Raw genomic sequence first — 17,614 nt, 5'->3', positions numbered from 1 at the left:
TCCCGTCCCCCCGTCCCCCCGCACCCCCTCGCGCCGCCGAAAATACCCCAGGGGTATTTATCGGGAAAATCACCCCTGGGGTATTTACCGGCCGGCGGGCGGAAATTAACCCTGGGGTCTTTTTCGTGGACGGCGCTGCTGGCGGGGTTCCTGGCGGTGGTGATTTCGTACTCGGGGCCGCTGGTGATCTTTTTCCAGGCGGCCAACGCGGCCCAGGTGTCGCGGGAGATGATGTCGTCGTGGATCTGGGCCATCTCGATCGGCGCCGGGCTGTCGGGCCTGTGGCTCAGCTGGCGCCTCAAGACACCCGTCATCACGGCCTGGTCGGCGCCCGGCACCGCCCTGCTCGTCACGCTGTTTCCGGCCATGTCGATCAACGAGGCCGTCGGCGCCTACATCGTGGCGGCGGCGCTGTTGCTGCTGATCGGCCTGTCGGGCTGCTTCGACCGGCTGATACGCCACATCCCCAAGGGCATCGCGGCCGGCATGATGGCGGGCATCCTGTTCCAGTTCGGCGTCAACACCTTCCGCTCGGTGTCGACCATGCCCGCGCTGGCCCTGGGCATGGTGGCGGCCTATGTGTTGTGCAAGCGGCTGGCGCCGCGCTACGCGGTGATCGTCGTCATGCTGACCGGCGCCGCCATCGCCTGGCTCGCGGGACAGGCCGACCTGGGCGCCGTGCGCGTCTCCTTCGCCCAGCCGCGGTGGATACGGCCGGACTGGAGCTGGGGCGCGACCTTCAGCTTCGCCATCCCGCTGGTGCTGGTCAGCCTGAGCGGCCAGTTCCTGCCGGGCATGGCCATCCTCAGGCTGTCCGGCTACGAGACCAGCGCCCGGCCCGTCATGGGCGCGACCGGCCTGGCGTCGCTGGCCGTGGCCTGCTTCGGCGGCATCACCATCGTCATCGCCTCGATCACGGCGGCGCTGTGCACCGGCAGGGACGCGCACGAGGATCCCCGGCGCCGCTACGTCGCCGGCATGGCCAATGGCGTGTTCTACATCATCGGCGGCACGCTGGCGGGCACCATCGTCGCGCTGTTCGCCAGCCTGCCGCGGGAACTGGTGGCGGTGCTGGCGGGCCTGGCCCTGCTGGGCGCCATCACCAGCAACCTGATGGGGGCCATCGCCGACGAGGAACACCGCGAGGCGTCCGTCATCACCTTCCTGGCCACCGCGTCCGGCATGAGCTTCCTCGGCCTGGGCTCGGCCTTCTGGGGCGCCGCGATCGGCATGTTCGCCTACCTGGCGCTGCGCCGCAAACCATCCGATACGAAAGCCTGAGCATGCCCGTAGCAGACATCAACCACACCAGCATCCACTACCGCACCGATGGCGAGCGCCACCTGCCCTGCCTGGTCTTTTCCAATTCGCTGGGCACGGACCTGGGCATGTGGGACGCGCAGGCCGCGGCGCTGGTGTCCCGCTTCCACGTGCTGCGCTACGACACGCGCGGCCACGGCCGCTCGGCCAGCCCGCCGGGACCTTACACGCTGGAGCAACTGGGAGGCGACGTGCTCGCGCTGCTGGATCACCTGGACATTGAACGCGCGCACTTCTGCGGCCTGTCGATGGGCGGCGTGACGGGGCAATGGCTGGGCGTGCACGCGCCGCGGCGGCTGATCAAACTGGTGCTGGCCAACACGGCGGCCAGGGTGGGCACGGCCGAGGGGTGGCAAAGCCGCGCGGCCGCCGTGCGCGCGCACGGCCTGGGCGGGATCGCCGACGGCGCGGCCTCGCGCTGGTTCGGCGCCGGTTTCGCGGAGCGCGAGGCGCCGACGGTGGCGCGCATGACGGACGCGCTGCGCGCGCAGGACCCGGCCGGCTATGCCGCCTGCTGCGAGGCGCTGGCGGCGGCCGACATGCGCGGCGCGCTGCACGCGGTGCCGGCGCCCACGCTGATCATCGCCGGATCGCTCGATCCGGTGACGACGGTGGCGGACGCGGAGGCAATGCGCGCGGAGATCGGCGACTCCAGGGTGGCGACGCTGCCCGCCTCGCACATCTCGAACGTGGAGTCGCCCGCGCGGTTCACCCGGGCGCTGCTCGACTTCCTGGCGTGAAAAAACCAGAGGCGGAAACCGGGGTCGGACCCGGCGGGTCCGACCCCAGCCCTCGCGTCTGGTTCCGGTCGAAACGGCGTTGCGGCGATTAAGCGGCGCTGTTTTCCTTGTTGTAGGAGGCGACGCCGTTGACGATTTCCTTCTTGGCTTCCTCGGGGCCGTACCAGCCGTCGATCTTGACCCATTTGCCTTTTTCCAGGTCCTTGTAGTGCTCGAAGAAGTGCTGGATCTGGCGCAGGCGCAGTTCGTTCAGGTCTTCCGGCTTTTGCCAGTGGCTGTAGATCGGCAGCACCTTGTCGACCGGCACGGCCAGCACTTTCGCGTCCTCGCCGGATTCGTCGGTCATCTTCAGCACGCCGATGGGACGGCAGCGCACCACCACGCCCGGGATCAGCGGGAACGGGGTGATGACCAGCACGTCGACCGGGTCGCCGTCGTCGGACAGCGTGTTCGGCACGTAGCCGTAGTTGCACGGGTAGTGCATCGCGGTGCCCATGAAGCGGTCGACGAAGATCGCGCCCGATTCCTTGTCCACTTCGTACTTGATCGGATCCGCGTTCATCGGGATTTCGATGATCACGTTGAAGTCGTTGGGCACGTCGCGGCCGGACGATACTTTATTCAGGCTCATGTTTTCCTCGGTTTTAATGCATGTTGAAAGTTTAACCGCGCAATTATAGCGAAGTACGGGCCGTCGCGCCTCCCGCCGGCTGTGTCGGCACGCAACAAACCACCGTTCGCGCACCGGAATTGCATGAGCGGAAAAGTTGTCGGTGATAGAATCTTCAGCACATCGAGGCGGCGGGAACCTTTCTTGCTTTGTCCTGGGCAGAATACGCGCCCCGGCTCGCCGCCCACACTAGAGGAACGCCTATGGATTTCCCGGCCCTGCACCCGCGCCTGTGCCTGCGCGCACTGCTGGCGGCGAGCGCCACGCTGGGCGCCGGCCATTGCCTGGCCAACGCCCAGACCCCGGTCAATTTCGTCGACCTGTCGCTGGAGGAGCTCAGCGATTTCCGCATCACCTCGGTGTCCCGCAAGGAGGAGCGGCTGGCCGACGCCGCCGCGTCCATCCAGGTGCTCACCGCCGACGCGATCCGCCGCGCCGGCGCCCGCACCCTGCCCGAGGCGCTGCGGCTGGCCTCGAACCTGCAGGTGGCGCGCATCAACGCCAGTTCGTACGCGATCAGCGCGCGCGGCTCCAACACCACCACCGCCAACAAGCTGCTGGTCATGATCGATGGCCGCACCGTCTACACGCCCTTGTATTCCGGCGTGTTCTGGGACGCGCAGGACGTGCTGCTGGCCGACATCGACCGCATCGAGGTGGTCAGCGGGCCCGGCGGCACGCTGTGGGGCACCAACGCCGTCAACGGCGTGATCAACATCATCACGCGCCGCGCGCAGGCGGCCGACGGCGACCTGGCCCAGCTGGGGGGCGGCCAGGCCGGCCTCGGGACGGCCTACCGCCACAGCGGCGCGCTGGGCGGTGGCGGCGCCTACCGGGTCTACGCCAAGGCCGACCGCGAACGCCGCAGCGCCACGCTGGCCGGGCCGCGGGCCCGCGACGAGCAGGTGCGCGCACAGGCCGGCTTCCGGGCCGACTGGCGCGACGGCGGCGACGGCATGAGCCTGCTGGGCGACCTGTACCGCGACGGCGCGCAGCAGCAGCCCACGGCGCAGCAGCCCGCGCCGGGCCGCGTGCGGCTCAGCGGCGCCAACCTGGTGGCGCGCTGGGAGCGCGCCACGGCGGACGGCGGCAGCTGGCACGTCCAGGGCTACCTCGACCGCACGGAACGCGAGATCCCCGGCACCTTCGCCCAGCAGCTCAACACGCTGGACCTGGACCTGCAGTACAGCCAGCCCGAGCTGAACGGCCGCCAGCGCACCTTCGGCGGCGGCTACCGGCTGGCCAACGACCGCGTCACCAACAGCGCCGCGCTGGCCTTCCTGCCGGCGCGGCGCCAGCTGCGCTGGGCCAACCTGTTCGCCCAGCAGGAGCAGGACCTGCCGAACAATATGCGGCTGACGCTGGGCCTGCGGCTGGAATCCAACATCTACACGGGCGTGGAGTGGCTGCCCAGCATGAAGCTGGCGTGGAAGCCCACGGCCGAGGGCATCTGGTGGGCCGGACTGGCGCGCGCGGTGCGGGCCCCGTCCCGCATCGACACCGAGTTTTACATCCCCGGCAGGGCGCCGTACCAGCTGGCCGGCGGCCCGGACTTCCGCGCCGAACTGGCCGACACGCTGGAACTGGGCCGGCGCGCCAGTCATGGCAACGCGCTGACGTATTCGCTGGTGGCCTACCACACGCAATACCGCCGCCTGCGCAGCATCGGCGCGCTGCCGGACCGGACGCTGGTGCTGGACAACCAGGTCCACGGCCAGGTGCAGGGCCTGGAGGCGACCGTCGCCCACCAGGTGACGCCGGCCTGGTCGATCGACGCCGGCGGCATGCTGCAGCACCAGAGCTTCAGCGGCGGCGTGACGCCGCAGTCGCCGCAGGGCAACGACCCGCGCGCGCAGCTGACCCTGCGTTCGAAGTGGAACCTGGACGCGCGGCAGGAATGGGATGTGACGCTGCGCCACGTCGGCAGGCTGCCGTCGCCGGCGGTGCCGTCCTACACGGTGCTGGACCTGCACTGGGCGCTGCGCCTGTCGCCGACGATGGACGTGGCGGTCAACGCCGCCAACCTGTTCAACCGGCGCCACCGCGAGTTCGCCTCGGGCAACGCGGCGCGGCAGCCGGTCAACCCGGTGGTGTTCGGGCGCAGCGTGAATGTGATGCTGACCGCGCGGTTCTAGGCACCCCGACGGCGAAGGCCGGGGTCGGACCCGCCGGGTCCGCCCCCTGGGGCAGGCCCGTGGTTTAACTCACAGGATGGTGGCCAGCGCGCACTGGCGGTAGTGGCTGGCGGCCTCCTCGGGCTGCTGCAGCGCCTCGTGCAGCTGCGCCAGCTTCAAATGGGCCTCGCGCACCATGCGCGGGTCGCCCGCCTCGGACAGCGCCTGCTCCAGGTGGCGCTGCGCCTTGCCCCACAGCTTCTGCTTCAGGCACAGCGAACCCAGGGTCAGCGCCAGCTCGGCGTCGGCCGGGCGCTCGTGCACCCAGCGCTCGCAATGCTCGATCTGCGCCAGCAGCGCGGCCGAACCGGCCGGCGCGGCCGCGTCGCGGTAGGCGCGCACCACGCGCTCGTCCCAGTTGGCCCCCAGCGCCTCCTCGGCCACCACGCGCGCCTCGTCGTGCAGGCCGCGCTCGTTCATGGCGGCGGCGGCGCGGCAGGCCACGTAGGGCTTGACGCGGTCGGCGGTCGGGATGGTGGACCACACCCGGCGCAGCGACTCGGCGTCGTGCGCGCGGTCCGACAGCAGGTCGTTGTAGGCCAGCTCGCGCAGCCGCGCCGACAGCGCCGGGTGCAGCGCCTTGTGCTTGTCCAGCGAACGCACCAGGCGCAGCACCTCGGGCCAGTTCTTGGCCTGCTGCTGCGCCTTGAGCGACCATTGCAGCGCGTGGATGTGGCGCGTGCCGCTGGCGCTCAATTCGCGCACGGCCTCCAGCGCCGCCTCGGGCTGGTGGTCGTCCACCAGCAGCTCCGTCATCGTCATCAGGCGCGCGGTCTTCATGGCGCCGTCGTCGGCGATCTTGGCCAGCCAGTTGTCGCGGCGCTGGTTCTGGCGCATGCGGTGCGCGGCGCGGGCGCCGATCAGCGCGGCCACGCCGGCGTTCTCGGGCAGCTCGGAGGCGCGCAGCGCGGCCTTCTCGGCGTGGCCGAAGCGGCCCTCGAACAGCGCCTTCAAGGCGTCGCGCAGGCCCTTGTTGCCGTCGCGCTCGCGCTTGCGCTGGCGGTAGGCGGCCACGCGGGCCGGCATCTGCAGCGTGCTGCGCACGGCGCCGACGATCAGGTACAGGAAGCCGAACAGCGCCGCCATCAGCAGCACGAACAGGTTCAGCGACAGGTCGATGCGGTGCGGCGGGTAGAACAGCACCACGTTGCCCGGATTGAAGCGCGCCGTCACGGCGATGCCGATGGCGGCGGCCATCAGGGCGAGTAACCAGAGGAATAGACGCATGGCGTTACGATTTCGCTTTGTAGTTGCGCACGGCGTTCAGGCTGTCGGACAGCGTCGGCATGTCGATCGCGAGGTTGCTGCCCTGCACCTGGCGCAGCAGCGCCTGCACGCTTTGCGTGGCCTTGGCGCGGGTGTCGAAGTACTTGGCGAGCGCCTCCTGGGCGGCGATCAGGTCGCCGCGGAAGGCGGCCTCGTTGCGCGACAGCAGGGCCATGCGCGCGTTGAGCAGGCGCAGCTTGAGGTTCTCGCGCAGGAAATAGGCCTGCGACGGCGACAGCATCAGCGCGTCCGGCGTCTCCACGCTGCGCACGCGGATCAACTGGCGCACGTCGTTCCACATCTCGCCGCTCCAGCTCTGCCACACGTCCTGCGCCTGGTGCAGCCACGGGCTGTCGTCGACCGGTTCGGCCGGCGCGCCCTTGGCGCCGGGCTTGGCCGGCTTGGCCGCGCGCGCGCGGCGCTCGGCCTGGGCCGGCAGCGCCGGTTTCTCGTCGGCCAGCATCGGCAGCGTGTCGATCTGCGCCGTCACGTTGTCCAGGCGCAGCGCCAGGCCCACCGCGTCCACGCTGGGCAGGGCCTTGAGCTTGTCGATGTCCTTGGCGATGGCGCGGCGGATGGTGATGAACTGCGGCTTGTCCGAGCGCGACAGGCTGCGGTCAGCGTTCTGCAGCGCGATCAGCGCGCCGGGCACGTTGCCGGCCAGCTGCAGCTGCTGGCTGGCGGTCGACAGCACCTGTTCGATCTCGGCCAGCGCCCACTCGTCGCGGTTCTTGGACAGGTCCTGGTACAGCTGCTCGAGCGCCAGCTGCTGGCTCTGGGCCTCGCTCTGGCGGTTCTCCAGCATGCCGACCTTGATCTGCAACTCCTTGCTGAGCTCCTGCACCGAGCGCGTCACCTTGCCGGTCTCCACGTTGACCGTGTCGGCCGTCTGCAGGCGGCGCGCCATTTCCTCGCGCAGCTTGCGCATCTGGTTGTGCGACGACCAGCTCTGCGCCGCCAGCAGGATGCCGAGCACGGCGATGGCGATCACCAGCGGGCGCTGGCGCGCCTCGAAGGGACCGGGGCCGGGGGCGGGGGTGGCGGCGGCCGGCGCCGGGGCGGCGGGCGCGGCCACCGGCTGGTCCGACGGCGCGCCGGGCGCCGCCGAGGAGTCGGGTATGGTAGGCAAATCGTTCATGGGCGTGATTGTAACGCGGCGAGCAGGCGTTCGTCGCCTGATCCTGTCCGCGTGATGCGTTGAAAGCCCAGCATGCTTGCCGTTTCGGCAATGCGGGCGTGGGGCACGATCAAGTGTTGCTGTTGCAAATTAGCCACAGCGCGCTCGCCGTCCGGCAACTGCCGCACCAGCGCCAGCAGGCCGCGCAGCGCCTCCGAGCTGGTGATGATCCAGTCGGCCGGGGCGGCCAGCAGCGCCAGCAGGCGCGCCGCCAGCGCCTCGGTGAACGGCGGCGCGGCGCGCCGGTAGGCGGCCACCACGGCCACCTCGGCGCCGGCGGCGCGGAAGGCGTCGCCCATCAGCTCGCGGCCGCTCTCGCCGCGCACGATCAGCACGCGCGCGCCGCGCAGCGCCGCCAGGTCCAGCGAGCGCAGCAGGTGTTCGGTGTCGCTGTGGGCGCTGTCGGCGGGGCTGACGATACGCGCCGCCGGCACGCCGCGGGCGGCCAGCGACGCGCGGCTGCCCTCGCCCACCACGGCCGCCGTCACGCCGTCCGGCCAGGCGTCGATGTGGGCGAAGGCGGCGTCGATGGCGTTGGGCGAGACGAAGGCCACCATGTCATACGAGGCCAGGCCGGCCAGCGCGGCGCGCAGCTTGGCCGTGTCCGGCAGCGGGGAGATCTCCAGCAGCGGCAGCACCTCGACCGGACGGCCGAGCGCCGCCACGCGCGCGGCCAGCGGCCGCGCCTGCGCGAGCGGGCGGGTGATGACGACGGGGGCGGGCATCCGGGGAGCGCTGGACGGGGGCGCGCGGCTCAGGCGCCGGGCCGGCCGCCGCCCGCGTCGTCGCCGGGAGCGGCCGGCGCAGCCGCAGTGGCGGCCGGCTGGCCACCGGCGGCCGCGCCGGCCGCGTCGGCCTCGGCCAGGCAGGCGGCCAGGATTTCGACCGCGTCCTGGCCGCGCAGCAGCTCGGCCACGTCGGCGCCCAGCCGCTCGGCGTCGGCGGCCGGGCCGCGCACCTCGGCGCTGGCCACGCGCTTGCCGTCCGGCGTGGCGACCATGGCGCGCAGGAACATGTCCTCGCCGTCGACGGTGGCGTGGGCGGCCAGTGGCACCTGGCAGCTGCCGCCGAACACCTTGGACACCTTGCGCTCGGCCGTCACGGCCAGGAAAGTCGGCAGGTGGTTCAGCGGCGCCAGCAGGCGCATCAGGTCCACGCCGTCGCCGCGCTCGGCGATCTCGATCGCCATCGCGCCTTGGCCGGCGGCCGGCAGGCTGGTCTCGGGCTCGAGCAGCGCGCGGATGCGTTGCGGCAAGCCCAGGCGCTTGAGGCCGGCGGCGGCCAGGATGATGGCGGCGTAGTCGCCGCGGTCGAGCTTGCCCAGCCGGGTGTCCAGGTTGCCGCGCAGCGGCTTGATCACCAGGTGCGGGTGGCGCGCCGCGATCAGCGACTGGCGGCGCAGGCTGCTGGTGCCGACCACGGCGCCGGCCGGCAGCGCGTCCAGCGAGGCGTAGTCGTTGGAGACGAAGGCGTCGCGCGGGTCCTCGCGTTCGAGCACGGCGGCCAGCGCGAAGCCCTCGGGCAACTCCATCGGCACGTCCTTGAGCGAGTGCACGGCCAGGTCGGCGCGGCCCTCGGCCATCGCCACCTCCAGCTCCTTGACGAACAGGCCCTTGCCGCCGACCTTGGACAGGGTGCGGTCCAGGATCTGGTCGCCCCGCGTAGTCATACCGATGATTTCGACGCTGCACTGTGGATATAATGCGGACAAGCGCGCGCGCACGTGCTCGGCCTGCCACATGGCGAGCCGGCTTTCGCGCGACGCGATCACCAGTCTGGATGGAACCCCTGGGGCCAATTCGGTAGTATTCAAAACCTGTTCTTTCGCTGTTTGTCGTAAATTAGTGCGTGTGCAAGGTCACAAATTTTATCATGCGCGCCGTCGCGCGGAACCGGGCCGGCGGCCACAAACCGGCGACTATCCTCGTTATCCACCATACTTTGCGGCTTATACATCATGGTTACACCAGTTAGTGCTATCGAAGACCCCGCCGGCGCGGACAAGGACGCGCCCCTGAAGGAGGACATCCGCCTGCTCGGCCGCCTGCTGGGCGACGTGCTGCGCGCCCAGGAGGGCGAGGACGTGTACGCGGTGGTCGAGACCATCCGCCAGACCGCCGTGCGCTTCCGGCGCGACGCCGATTCGGACGCGGCCAAGGAACTGGACGGCATGCTGAAGATCCTCACGCGCGAGCAGACCATCTCGGTGGTGCGCGCCTTCTCCTACTTCTCGCACCTGGCCAACATCGCCGAGGACCAGCACCACATCCGCCGCCGCCGCGCCCACCTGCTGGCCGGCTCCAAGCCGCAGCAGGGCAGCGTCAACTTCGCGCTGGGCAAACTGCGCCAGGCCGGCGTCGGCGAGGAGACCGTGGCGGCCTTCTTCCGGGACGCGCTGATCTCGCCCGTGCTGACCGCCCACCCGACCGAGGTGCAGCGCAAGTCCATCCTCGACGCCGAGCACGACATCGCCCGCCTGCTGGCCGAGCGCGACCTGCCGCTGACGCCGAAGGAGCGCGCCGCCAACCTGCACCTGCTGCGCTCGCGCGTGGCCACGCTGTGGCAGACCCGCATGTTGCGCTACTCCAAGCTGACGGTGGCCGACGAGATCGAGAACGCCCTGTCCTACTACCGCATCACCTTCCTGCGCGAGCTGCCCGGGCTGTACGACGACATCGAGGCCGACATCGCCGCCCACTACGGCGAACCCGAGGCGGAACCGAAACGCATCGCCGCGCCCTACGTGCAGATGGGCAGCTGGATCGGCGGCGACCGCGACGGCAACCCCAACGTCAACGCCGCCACCATGCGCCACGCGCTGGAGCGCCAGGCCACCACCATCCTCGACTTCTACCTCGACGAGACCCACACGCTGGGCGCCGAGCTGTCGGTGTCGACGCTGATGGTCAAGTGCAGCCCGGCGCTGCAGGCGCTGGCCGACGCCTCCACCGACACCTCCGACCACCGCAGCGACGAGCCCTACCGCCGCGCGCTGATCGGCATCTACGCGCGCCTGGCCGCCTCGGCCCGCGCGCTGGGCGCCACCAACATCCTGCGCAAGGAGGTGGGCCACGCCGAGCCCTACCCGGACGCCGCCGCCTTCGCGGCCGACCTGCAGACGCTGATCGACTCGCTCAACGCGCACCATGGCGCCATGCTGGTCAAGCCGCGGCTGGCCACCTTGAAGCGCGCGGCCGACATTTTCGGCTTCCACCTGGCGTCGCTGGACATGCGCCAGACCTCGGACATCCACGAGCGCGTGCTGGCCGAACTGTTCGCCAAGGCCGGCGTGGAGGCCGACTACGCCGCGCTCGACGAGGACGCCAAGGCCGGGCTGCTGCTGGCCGAGCTGGCCCAGCCGCGGCTGCTGTATTCGCCCTACATCGAGTACTCGGACGAGACCGGGTCCGAGCTGACCATCCTGCGCGCGGCGCGCGAGATCCGCCAGCGCTACGGCGCGCGCGCCATCCGCAACTACATCATCTCGCACACCGAGACCGTGTCCGACCTGCTGGAGGTGCTGGTGCTGCAGCAGGAGACCGGGCTGCTGCGCCGCAACGCCGACGGCTCGAGCGCGCTGGACCTGATGGTGATCCCGCTGTTCGAGACCATCCCCGACCTGCAGCGCGCGGCCGGCATCATGGAGGCCATGATGGCGCTGCCGCTGGTGCGCCAACTGATCACCGGGCAAGGCGAGGAGCAGGAGGTCATGCTCGGCTATTCGGACTCCAACAAGGACGGCGGCTTCCTCACCTCCACCTGGGAACTGTACAAGGCCGAGCTGGGGCTGGTGGAGGTGTTCGCGAAGGCGGGCGTCAAGCTGCGCCTGTTCCACGGCCGCGGCGGCACCGTCGGCCGCGGCGGCGGCCCGTCGTACGACGCGATCCTGGCGCAACCCAAGGGCACCGTCAACGGCCAGATCCGCCTGACCGAACAGGGCGAGATCATCGCCTCCAAGTTCTCCAACGCCGAGATCGGGCGCCGCAACCTGGAGCTGCTGGTGGCCGCCACGCTGGAGGCCAGCCTGATGCCGGCGTCCACCGAGAGCGCCAAGCGCGCGCAGCTGGCCGGCTTCGAGGCCGTGATGGCCGAGATCTCGGACCGCGCCTACAAGGCCTACCGCGCCCTGGTCTACGAGACGCCCGGCTTCACCGACTACTTCTTCTCGGCCACGCCGATCGCCGAGATCGCGGAACTGAACCTCGGCTCGCGCCCCGCCTCGCGCAAATCGACGCGCCGCATCGAGGACCTGCGGGCCATCCCTTGGGGCTTCTCGTGGGGCCAGTGCCGCCTGCTGCTGCCGGGCTGGTACGGCTTCGGCAGCGCGATCGGCTCGTGGATCGCCGACGGCGAGCGCGAGGAGCGGCTGGCGCAGCTGCGCGACATGCATGCGCACTGGCCGTTCTTCGCCACGCTGCTGTCCAATATGGACATGGTGCTGGCCAAGACCGACCTGGCGATCGCCTCGCGCTACTCGCTGCTGGTGCAGGACGCCGAGCTGCGCGGGCGCATCTTCAAGCGCATCACGGAGGAGCACGCGAATACGCTGGCTTGCCTGGAGAGCATCACCGGCGCCACCGAGCGGCTGGCGGGCAACCCGCTGCTGGCGCGCTCGATCCAAAACCGCTTCGCCTACCTGGACCCGCTGAACCACTTGCAGGTGGAACTGATCAAGCGCCACCGCTCGGTGGCGCACGAGCCGGGCAAGGTGGACGAGCGCGTGCACCGGGGCATCCACCTGTCGATCAACGGCGTGGCGGCGGGATTGCGCAACACCGGTTAAGTCGGATTGGCGGCCCTGCAAGGGGCCGCCCCTGCCTGCAGCATGTGCGCCAGGTAGTCGGCAAGGGGCTGCTAGTCTTTGCTCATACCGCGACTGCTTCAGCCAGCACCGCCGCACGGAATTTTTCAGGCAAGGCCTTGGGGGTCAGCACATCGACCGGAACACCAAGCAACTGCAGCAACTCGTGCCGGATGGCGCCAATATCGAACAGCGTGGTCTCTGGTGTTGGGTCAACCAGGATATCCAGGTCGCTCTCTTCCGTATCGCGGCCTTGAACGACTGAGCCGAACACGCGGGGATTACGCGCACGGTGCCCTTCGACGATCCGGCGGATCGCATCTCGATGGGTTTGAAGAGCGGCAGAGGGCTTCATATCTGGAACTATCCATCCGGATGACAGGGCGCCATCTGATTTTACCATTGCGCGTGGAGCAGGCCAGCTAGCCGGCCATACATTCGTTCCACCTGACCGGGCGCAAACGCGCGCGCGCCCTCGCGATGATCCACAGCGGCACCGACCAGCACGTGACCGGCGTTGGCAACCAGCGTATCCTCAACTACCAGCGCGGCAAGCCGGGCTACGACGGCTGCGACGGCTGCGACGGGCTGCGATGGGTCGCGGCCGGTCGCGCCGGAGCGCGGGCCGTCCCCCTGCCGCGCCCCGCCCGAAGCCCCCGTCAATGATGCGACCCGCCCTCGGCGCGTATGGCTTGCACCTGCGCCTCGGTGACCTTGGCCGAAACACCGCCCCAGCCGCCACGCATGTAGTTCGACAGGTCCGCCACTTCCTTGTCGCTCAGCTTCGCGAAGCCGGGCATCTCCTGCATGCTTTCCTTCTCGCCGAAGTGCTGCGCCTTGATGCCGTCGAGCGTCACGGCGACCAGGTTGTGCGGGTCCGCGTTGCGGACGCTGGAGTTGCCCTTCAGCGGCACCGCCACGTGCGGCTTGCCCTGCCCCTCCGCGCCGTGGCAGCCGGCGCACACGGCGATGTAGGTGCGGCGGCCGGCGTCGATGTCGGCTCCCGCCAGCGCCACGGGCTTGAGCGCGGCCGGCGGCAGCGGCTTGTCGCCCATCAGGTAAGTGGTCATGGCCTTCACGTCGGCCCGCGCCAGGTGCTGCGAGCTCAGATGCACCACCTCGAACATCTCGCCCGTCGCCGAACCCTGCGGCGCCACGCCGGTCCGCAGGAAGGCGCCGAGGTCGTCGGCGGTCCATCCCGCGGCGGCCAGGCCGGCCGGCGTGATGTCGGTGGCGCCGATGCGCGCCATGCGGTTGCCCGTCAGCGTGCGCGACAGGTCCATCTGGCCCAGCGCGCCGCGCGGCGTGTGGCATTCCGCGCAGTGTCCCAGCGTGTTGACCAGGTAGCGGCCGCGCTTCCACTCGGCCGACGAGCCGCGCGACGCGTCCGTCAGTTCATCCTCGAGGAAGATCCCGTTCCAGAACATCATGCCGAAGCGCATGTTGTACGGGAACTTCAAGTCCGGCTCGCGGTTCTTCACGGCGGCCGGCTTCAGCTGCATGAAGTAGGCGTACAGCGCGTCGCTGTCGGCGCGTGTCAGCGAGCGGTAGGAGGTGTACGGCATGGCCGGGTACAGGTGCTTGTCCGGCGTGACGCCGTCGCGCAGCGCCTTGTGGAACTCGTCCGCGCTCCACTTGCCGATGCCGTGCTCCTTGTGCGGCGTGATGTTGGTGCCGTAGAACTTGCCATAGGGCGAAGCCAGTTCCACGCCGCCCGCGTAGGTTGCGCCGGAGGGCGTGGTGTGGCAGGCGGCGCAGTCGGCCGCCCTGGCCAGGTAGCGGCCGCGCTCGACCATTTCCTTGTTGCCGGCCGCGGGCGCCGTGGCGCCGCTGCCGCCGCCACCGCCGCAACCGGCCAGCAGCATGGCCGCCGCCGCGCTCAATCCCAAAACGGCGCCGCCGGCCAGGTAGGTGCGCTTCATCATTTGCCCTCCTTCACCAGGCCCGGCGTGGTGAGCACCACTTCCTTCACGGCCTCGTAGTAGCGCACGTAGCCGGTGCAGCGGCAGATGTGGCTGTTCAGCGCGGCCGTGATGGTCTCCTCCACCTGCTCCCTGGCGACGGGCTGGCGCTTCAGGCGTTCCAGCAGCACGATGGCGGCGTTGACGAAGCCCGGCGTGCAGTAGCCGCACTGGAAGCTGAAATGCTCGAGGAATTTTTGCTGGATGGGCGCCAGCGCGGTCACTTCGCCCTTCTCGTTGCGCTGCGCGTGGCCCTCCACCGTGCGCACCTTCCTGCCTTCGAAGTAGTGCGCGCCGGTGATGCAGGAACGCACCTCCTCGCTGGTGCCGTCCGGCTTGTCCAGGATGACCACACAGGCGTGGCACACGCCCTGGCCGCAGCCCAGCCGCGAGCCGGTCAGGTCCAGGTATTCATGCAGGAAATCGACCATCATGATGCCCTCGGGGGCGGGGACCGGGCCGACGGTCTTGCCGTTCAAATGTAAAGTGATGGGTTTGGTGACGATGCTCATGCCAGCACCTCCTGGATACGTTGCGGGGTCACCGGCAGTTCGGTGAATCGATGGCCGATGGCGTGGGCGATGCCGTTGACGATGGCGCCGACGACGGGAATCATCACCACCTCGGCGATGCCTTTCGGGGGATCGGTCTCGGTGACGGGCGGCAGGACCTCGGCGGTCTGCCGCCACACCGCCACGTCCGCCGCGCGCGGCAGGTGGTAGCGGTTGAAGTTCCAGGTGCCGTTGCCTGGCCCATCCTCGTACAGCGGCAGCTGTTCCATCAGCGCGTGGCCGATGCCCATGGCCAGCCCGCCCTGCAACTGGCTGGACACCAGTTGCGGCGACAGCATGTTGCCGCACTCCATGATGGAATGGTGCGACAACAGCTCCACCTTGCCGCTGCCCTCGTGCACGGCCAGCTCCACCAGCGTGCCGACGCAGCTGTAGTAGGTCACCATGGCGCCGTTGCGCTGGGTGGCGGGCATGTAGGCCTTCTTGCGGTCCAGCACGTGGTAGCCGCCCGGCGTCTTCGCTTGCGCCTTCCTGGCCGCGCCCGCGCCGTCGCCGTAGCGCAGCGACAGGCCGTCGACCGGCAGGCGCACATTGGCGCCGCCGATTTCCCAGTCCGCCTCGCTCCAGGCCCAGCGGTTGAACACGTGCACCGCCGCGCCCGTCACCAGGCCCAGCTCGTGCGCCTTCTCGACGATGGTCTCGTAGGGCAGCGCCTCCAGGCCGCCGGCGGACAGCTTGCCGTCCACCCAGCGCGCGTCCTCCACGCGGACCACCAGCGACGCCGCCTGGCCGCCGGCCACGCCCTGGCTCCAGATCGCCGTCGCGGCCGGCCACAGGCCGTGCATGAAGATCACGCGGGCCGCCTCGCGCGTGCTGTGCGTGTAGTAATAGGCCGAGTTGGTGGCGCTGGCGGGCGAGCAATAGGTCGGCGACCAGCGCGGGTTGGCCGACAGCTTGTCCTGCTCGGCCTGGCTCATGATGTAGGGGTCGCCCGTGGCCACCACGGGCAGGTCGTCCCACTCGGTGACGGCGGTGAGGATCTCGTCGGCCGGGCGGTGCAGCCACTTGGCGCAGGCGATGGCCTGCGAGGTGGACATGCCGGTGCCGATCTCGGTGCCGCTGTGCCAGACGCGGATCTTGCCGGCGGCGTCGATCTCGATGCGCGCCAGCGAGCTTTCCGCGCCGGTGCCGAAGTCCTTCTGCGTGCAGGCGAAGCCCACGCCGTAGCGCTTGCCGGGGTGGGCGCCCTCGAAGGCGGCCTTCCTGTCGGCCCGGCCGCTCCACAGCGGATGCGCCTGGGCCTTGCGCAGCACCTCGTCGACGCGGATGGCGCCGGCGGGAATGGCGCCCTGGCTGTTCTTCATGCCCGAACGCAGCGCGTTGCGCAGGCGGAATTCGATCGGGTCCAGCTTCAGCTGTTCGGCGAACTCGTCCACCATCATCTCGGTGGCGGCCATGCTCTGCAGTGTGCCGTAGCCGCGCGCCGAGCCGGCGTCCACCGCGCGCGAGGCGACCGCCACCGCCGCGAAGTCGTTCTTCGGGAAGTAGTAGATCGATTGCGCGGCCGTGGCCGCCACCATCACCACCGACGGCGAAAAGTTGCTGCGCCCGCCGCCGTTGCCCTCGAAGTGGCCGGCGAAGGACTGCATCATGCCGGTCTTGCGGTCCACAGCGATGCGGTACCTCATGTCGAAGGCGTGGCGCTTGATGGCGGTCTGGAATTGCTCGTAGCGGTCGTTGGCCAGCCGCACCGGCAGGCCATCGCCGTACAGCGCCGCCGCCAGGCCATAGAACGGGAAGTTGTAGTGGTCCTTGGAGCCGTAGCCCACCGTGTAGCACGGGTGCACGAACAGCTGCTTGACCGGGAATTTGGCCTTCCTCATCATCTCGATGGCGCTGTCGATGACCTCCTGCGGGCCCTGGGTGGCGATCACCATGTGCAGCGCCTGCTTGTCGGCGTCGTACCAGCAGTTGGCGTTGTCCGGCTCCAGCGCGGCGGTGTCGGACGATTGCGTCTTGTAGTTGCGCTCCAGCACCAGCCAGTCGGCCGGCGGGTTGTCCAGCTCGGCCTTGATCCGGTTGGCGTGGAACATGCCCTGCTCGCCCAGCTTGCCGTGCTCGACGCCGTCCGGCCACACCGGCCGCTGCTTGCGCATCATGCTGGGGAACACCGGCGCGTTGGTCAGGCTGGAGAACTTGTCGTCGTCGGCCGGGGTGGCGCCGCCCACGCGCACGAAACGGAAGCTGCCCCACGGGTCGCGCTCCAGCGGCGCCACGGGCGCGCCGTAGCGCACCACGCCGTCCCGGAACTGCAGCTTGTCCTTGGCGAAACGGTAGCGCGCGAAGTCGTGGTAGACCAGGATGGCCACCGCGTGGCCCAGGTAGGCCGCGCCCTTGCCCTCGGGCAGCAGCATGTCGGCGCCGTAGAAGCCGGGGAAGGCGACGCCGTCGCGCTCCAGGTCGGCGGCGGTGACCAGGCGGTCCGGCTTCAGCTCCTCGCCCAGCGGCGACAGGTCCAGGCCGGCGTAGGCCAGGTCGGCGCGGGTGGCGCGCAGGATGAAGGCGTGCGCCTGCTGCCGGGGCCAGTGCGGCATGTCCTTGGCGCGGATGTCGCGCGCGAACACCTTGGCGCCGGTGACCTTGGACAGGCCGTCGATGCGCACCCTGGCCTGGCCGTTTTTCGGATCCCACGCCACCGGCGTCAGGATTTTCTCTTCAAACAGGGCGGCAAACGCCTTGCCGCCCAGCGGGGCGACGTACACGGCCACGCCCGCGACCATTCCCGCCTTGAGGAACGATCGGCGTGAAAGTTCGACCTTCATTGTTAACACTCCCATATATGGATGACGCGATTCCGGACAACGGGGACGCACGAAAGGCGGGGCCGTTTTTCGTGGTCCCGCCGCCGTTGCCTGTTGTCAAGAAAGTCCGGACGCTACTGTCTCATCGCCGCCGCGTCGGCAACAGCCCCTGGCCGGGCTGGTCGGTACGCC

13 protein-coding genes are annotated in these 17,614 nt (G+C 69.9%); 4 read left to right on the top strand and 9 right to left on the bottom strand.

Features of this window, described 5'->3' with window-relative positions; genetic code table 11:
* Nucleotides 1-42 precede the first annotated feature (42 nt).
* Together BM436_RS13180 and pcaD are read left to right on the top strand one after the other, a co-directional pair.
* On the top strand, nucleotides 43-1,281 hold the full coding sequence (locus BM436_RS13180) for a benzoate/H(+) symporter BenE family transporter (protein WP_371859638.1): 1,239 nt from the start codon (nucleotides 43-45) through the stop codon (nucleotides 1,279-1,281).
* A gap of 2 nt (nucleotides 1,282-1,283) precedes the next feature.
* Nucleotides 1,284-2,060, top strand: coding sequence for a 3-oxoadipate enol-lactonase (pcaD, locus tag BM436_RS13175; RefSeq protein ID WP_093555982.1), 777 nt, complete (start codon nucleotides 1,284-1,286; stop codon nucleotides 2,058-2,060).
* A gap of 88 nt (nucleotides 2,061-2,148) precedes the next feature.
* On the opposite strand, the gene ppa is transcribed toward pcaD, so the two are convergent.
* Entirely contained in the window at nucleotides 2,149-2,691 is a 543-nt protein-coding gene (gene ppa, locus BM436_RS13170; RefSeq protein WP_093555981.1) for an inorganic diphosphatase, read from the bottom strand.
* Nucleotides 2,692-2,933: 242 nt separating this feature from the next.
* Here ppa and BM436_RS13165 point away from each other — a divergent pair, with 242 nt between their 5' ends.
* Nucleotides 2,934-4,865, top strand: coding sequence for a TOL_0244 family TonB-dependent receptor (locus BM436_RS13165; RefSeq protein WP_093555980.1), 1,932 nt, complete (start codon nucleotides 2,934-2,936; stop codon nucleotides 4,863-4,865).
* A 69-nt stretch (nucleotides 4,866-4,934) separates the two neighbouring features.
* Here BM436_RS13165 and BM436_RS13160 read toward each other — a convergent pair whose 3' ends face one another.
* From BM436_RS13160 to hemC, 4 genes are read right to left on the bottom strand one after another with little or no spacing between them, the layout of a single operon-like run.
* The gene (locus BM436_RS13160; RefSeq protein WP_093555979.1) at nucleotides 4,935-6,131 is read right to left on the bottom strand and encodes a heme biosynthesis protein HemY; all 1,197 of its coding nucleotides are present in this window, start codon (nucleotides 6,129-6,131) and stop codon (nucleotides 4,935-4,937) included.
* A 4-nt stretch (nucleotides 6,132-6,135) separates the two neighbouring features.
* On the bottom strand, nucleotides 6,136-7,308 hold the full coding sequence (locus BM436_RS13155; RefSeq protein WP_093555978.1) for a uroporphyrinogen-III C-methyltransferase: 1,173 nt from the start codon (nucleotides 7,306-7,308) through the stop codon (nucleotides 6,136-6,138).
* On the bottom strand, nucleotides 7,305-8,072 hold the full coding sequence (locus BM436_RS13150; protein ID WP_093555977.1) for a uroporphyrinogen-III synthase: 768 nt from the start codon (nucleotides 8,070-8,072) through the stop codon (nucleotides 7,305-7,307). Before BM436_RS13150 ends, BM436_RS13155 begins: the two co-directional genes overlap by 4 nt.
* Nucleotides 8,073-8,101: 29 nt before the next feature.
* Nucleotides 8,102-9,160, bottom strand: a complete 1,059-nt coding sequence (hemC, locus tag BM436_RS13145; RefSeq protein ID WP_371859637.1) for a hydroxymethylbilane synthase — start codon at nucleotides 9,158-9,160, stop codon at nucleotides 8,102-8,104.
* A 144-nt stretch (nucleotides 9,161-9,304) separates the two neighbouring features.
* Here hemC and ppc point away from each other — a divergent pair, with 144 nt between their 5' ends.
* Nucleotides 9,305-12,130, top strand: a complete 2,826-nt coding sequence (gene ppc, locus BM436_RS13140) for a phosphoenolpyruvate carboxylase (RefSeq protein ID WP_093555975.1) — start codon at nucleotides 9,305-9,307, stop codon at nucleotides 12,128-12,130.
* 82 nt (nucleotides 12,131-12,212) lie between these two features.
* On the opposite strand, the gene BM436_RS13135 is transcribed toward ppc, so the two are convergent.
* The 4 genes from BM436_RS13135 to BM436_RS13115 form a co-directional block, all read right to left on the bottom strand.
* Entirely contained in the window at nucleotides 12,213-12,503 is a 291-nt protein-coding gene (locus BM436_RS13135; protein ID WP_093555974.1) for a nucleotidyltransferase family protein, read from the bottom strand.
* 304 nt (nucleotides 12,504-12,807) lie between these two features.
* Nucleotides 12,808-14,070, bottom strand: a complete 1,263-nt coding sequence (locus BM436_RS13125; RefSeq protein ID WP_093556042.1) for a cytochrome c — start codon at nucleotides 14,068-14,070, stop codon at nucleotides 12,808-12,810.
* Nucleotides 14,070-14,621, bottom strand: a complete 552-nt coding sequence (locus BM436_RS13120; RefSeq protein WP_093555972.1) for a (2Fe-2S)-binding protein — start codon at nucleotides 14,619-14,621, stop codon at nucleotides 14,070-14,072. Before BM436_RS13120 ends, BM436_RS13125 begins: the two co-directional genes overlap by 1 nt.
* Complete coding sequence (locus tag BM436_RS13115) at nucleotides 14,618-17,443, bottom strand: xanthine dehydrogenase family protein molybdopterin-binding subunit (protein ID WP_093555971.1); 2,826 nt, start codon at nucleotides 17,441-17,443, stop codon at nucleotides 14,618-14,620. Before BM436_RS13115 ends, BM436_RS13120 begins: the two co-directional genes overlap by 4 nt.
* Nucleotides 17,444-17,614 lie beyond the last annotated feature (171 nt).

Source organism: Pseudoduganella namucuonensis, assembly GCF_900116645.1.
GTDB classification, from domain to species: domain Bacteria; phylum Pseudomonadota; class Gammaproteobacteria; order Burkholderiales; family Burkholderiaceae_D; genus Rugamonas; species Rugamonas namucuonensis.
Note: the sequence above shows the minus strand (reverse complement) of the source record. Positions and strands in the feature narration are given on the sequence as shown.

Excerpts from the sequence above, each read along its gene's own strand:
- pcaD (WP_093555982.1), top strand. The coding sequence starts at position 1,284 with ATGCCCGTAGCAGACATCAACCACACCAGCATCCACTACCGCACCGAT.
- ppa (WP_093555981.1), bottom strand. The coding sequence starts at position 2,691 with ATGAGCCTGAATAAAGTATCGTCCGGCCGCGACGTGCCCAACGACTTC.
- BM436_RS13165 (WP_093555980.1), top strand. The coding sequence starts at position 2,934 with ATGGATTTCCCGGCCCTGCACCCGCGCCTGTGCCTGCGCGCACTGCTG.
- BM436_RS13160 (WP_093555979.1), bottom strand. The coding sequence starts at position 6,131 with ATGCGTCTATTCCTCTGGTTACTCGCCCTGATGGCCGCCGCCATCGGC.
- BM436_RS13155 (WP_093555978.1), bottom strand. The coding sequence starts at position 7,308 with ATGAACGATTTGCCTACCATACCCGACTCCTCGGCGGCGCCCGGCGCG.
- BM436_RS13150 (WP_093555977.1), bottom strand. The coding sequence starts at position 8,072 with ATGCCCGCCCCCGTCGTCATCACCCGCCCGCTCGCGCAGGCGCGGCCG.
- ppc (WP_093555975.1), top strand. The coding sequence starts at position 9,305 with ATGGTTACACCAGTTAGTGCTATCGAAGACCCCGCCGGCGCGGACAAG.
- BM436_RS13135 (WP_093555974.1), bottom strand. The coding sequence starts at position 12,503 with ATGAAGCCCTCTGCCGCTCTTCAAACCCATCGAGATGCGATCCGCCGG.
- BM436_RS13125 (WP_093556042.1), bottom strand. The coding sequence starts at position 14,070 with ATGAAGCGCACCTACCTGGCCGGCGGCGCCGTTTTGGGATTGAGCGCG.
- BM436_RS13120 (WP_093555972.1), bottom strand. The coding sequence starts at position 14,621 with ATGAGCATCGTCACCAAACCCATCACTTTACATTTGAACGGCAAGACC.
- BM436_RS13115 (WP_093555971.1), bottom strand. The coding sequence starts at position 17,443 with ATGAAGGTCGAACTTTCACGCCGATCGTTCCTCAAGGCGGGAATGGTC.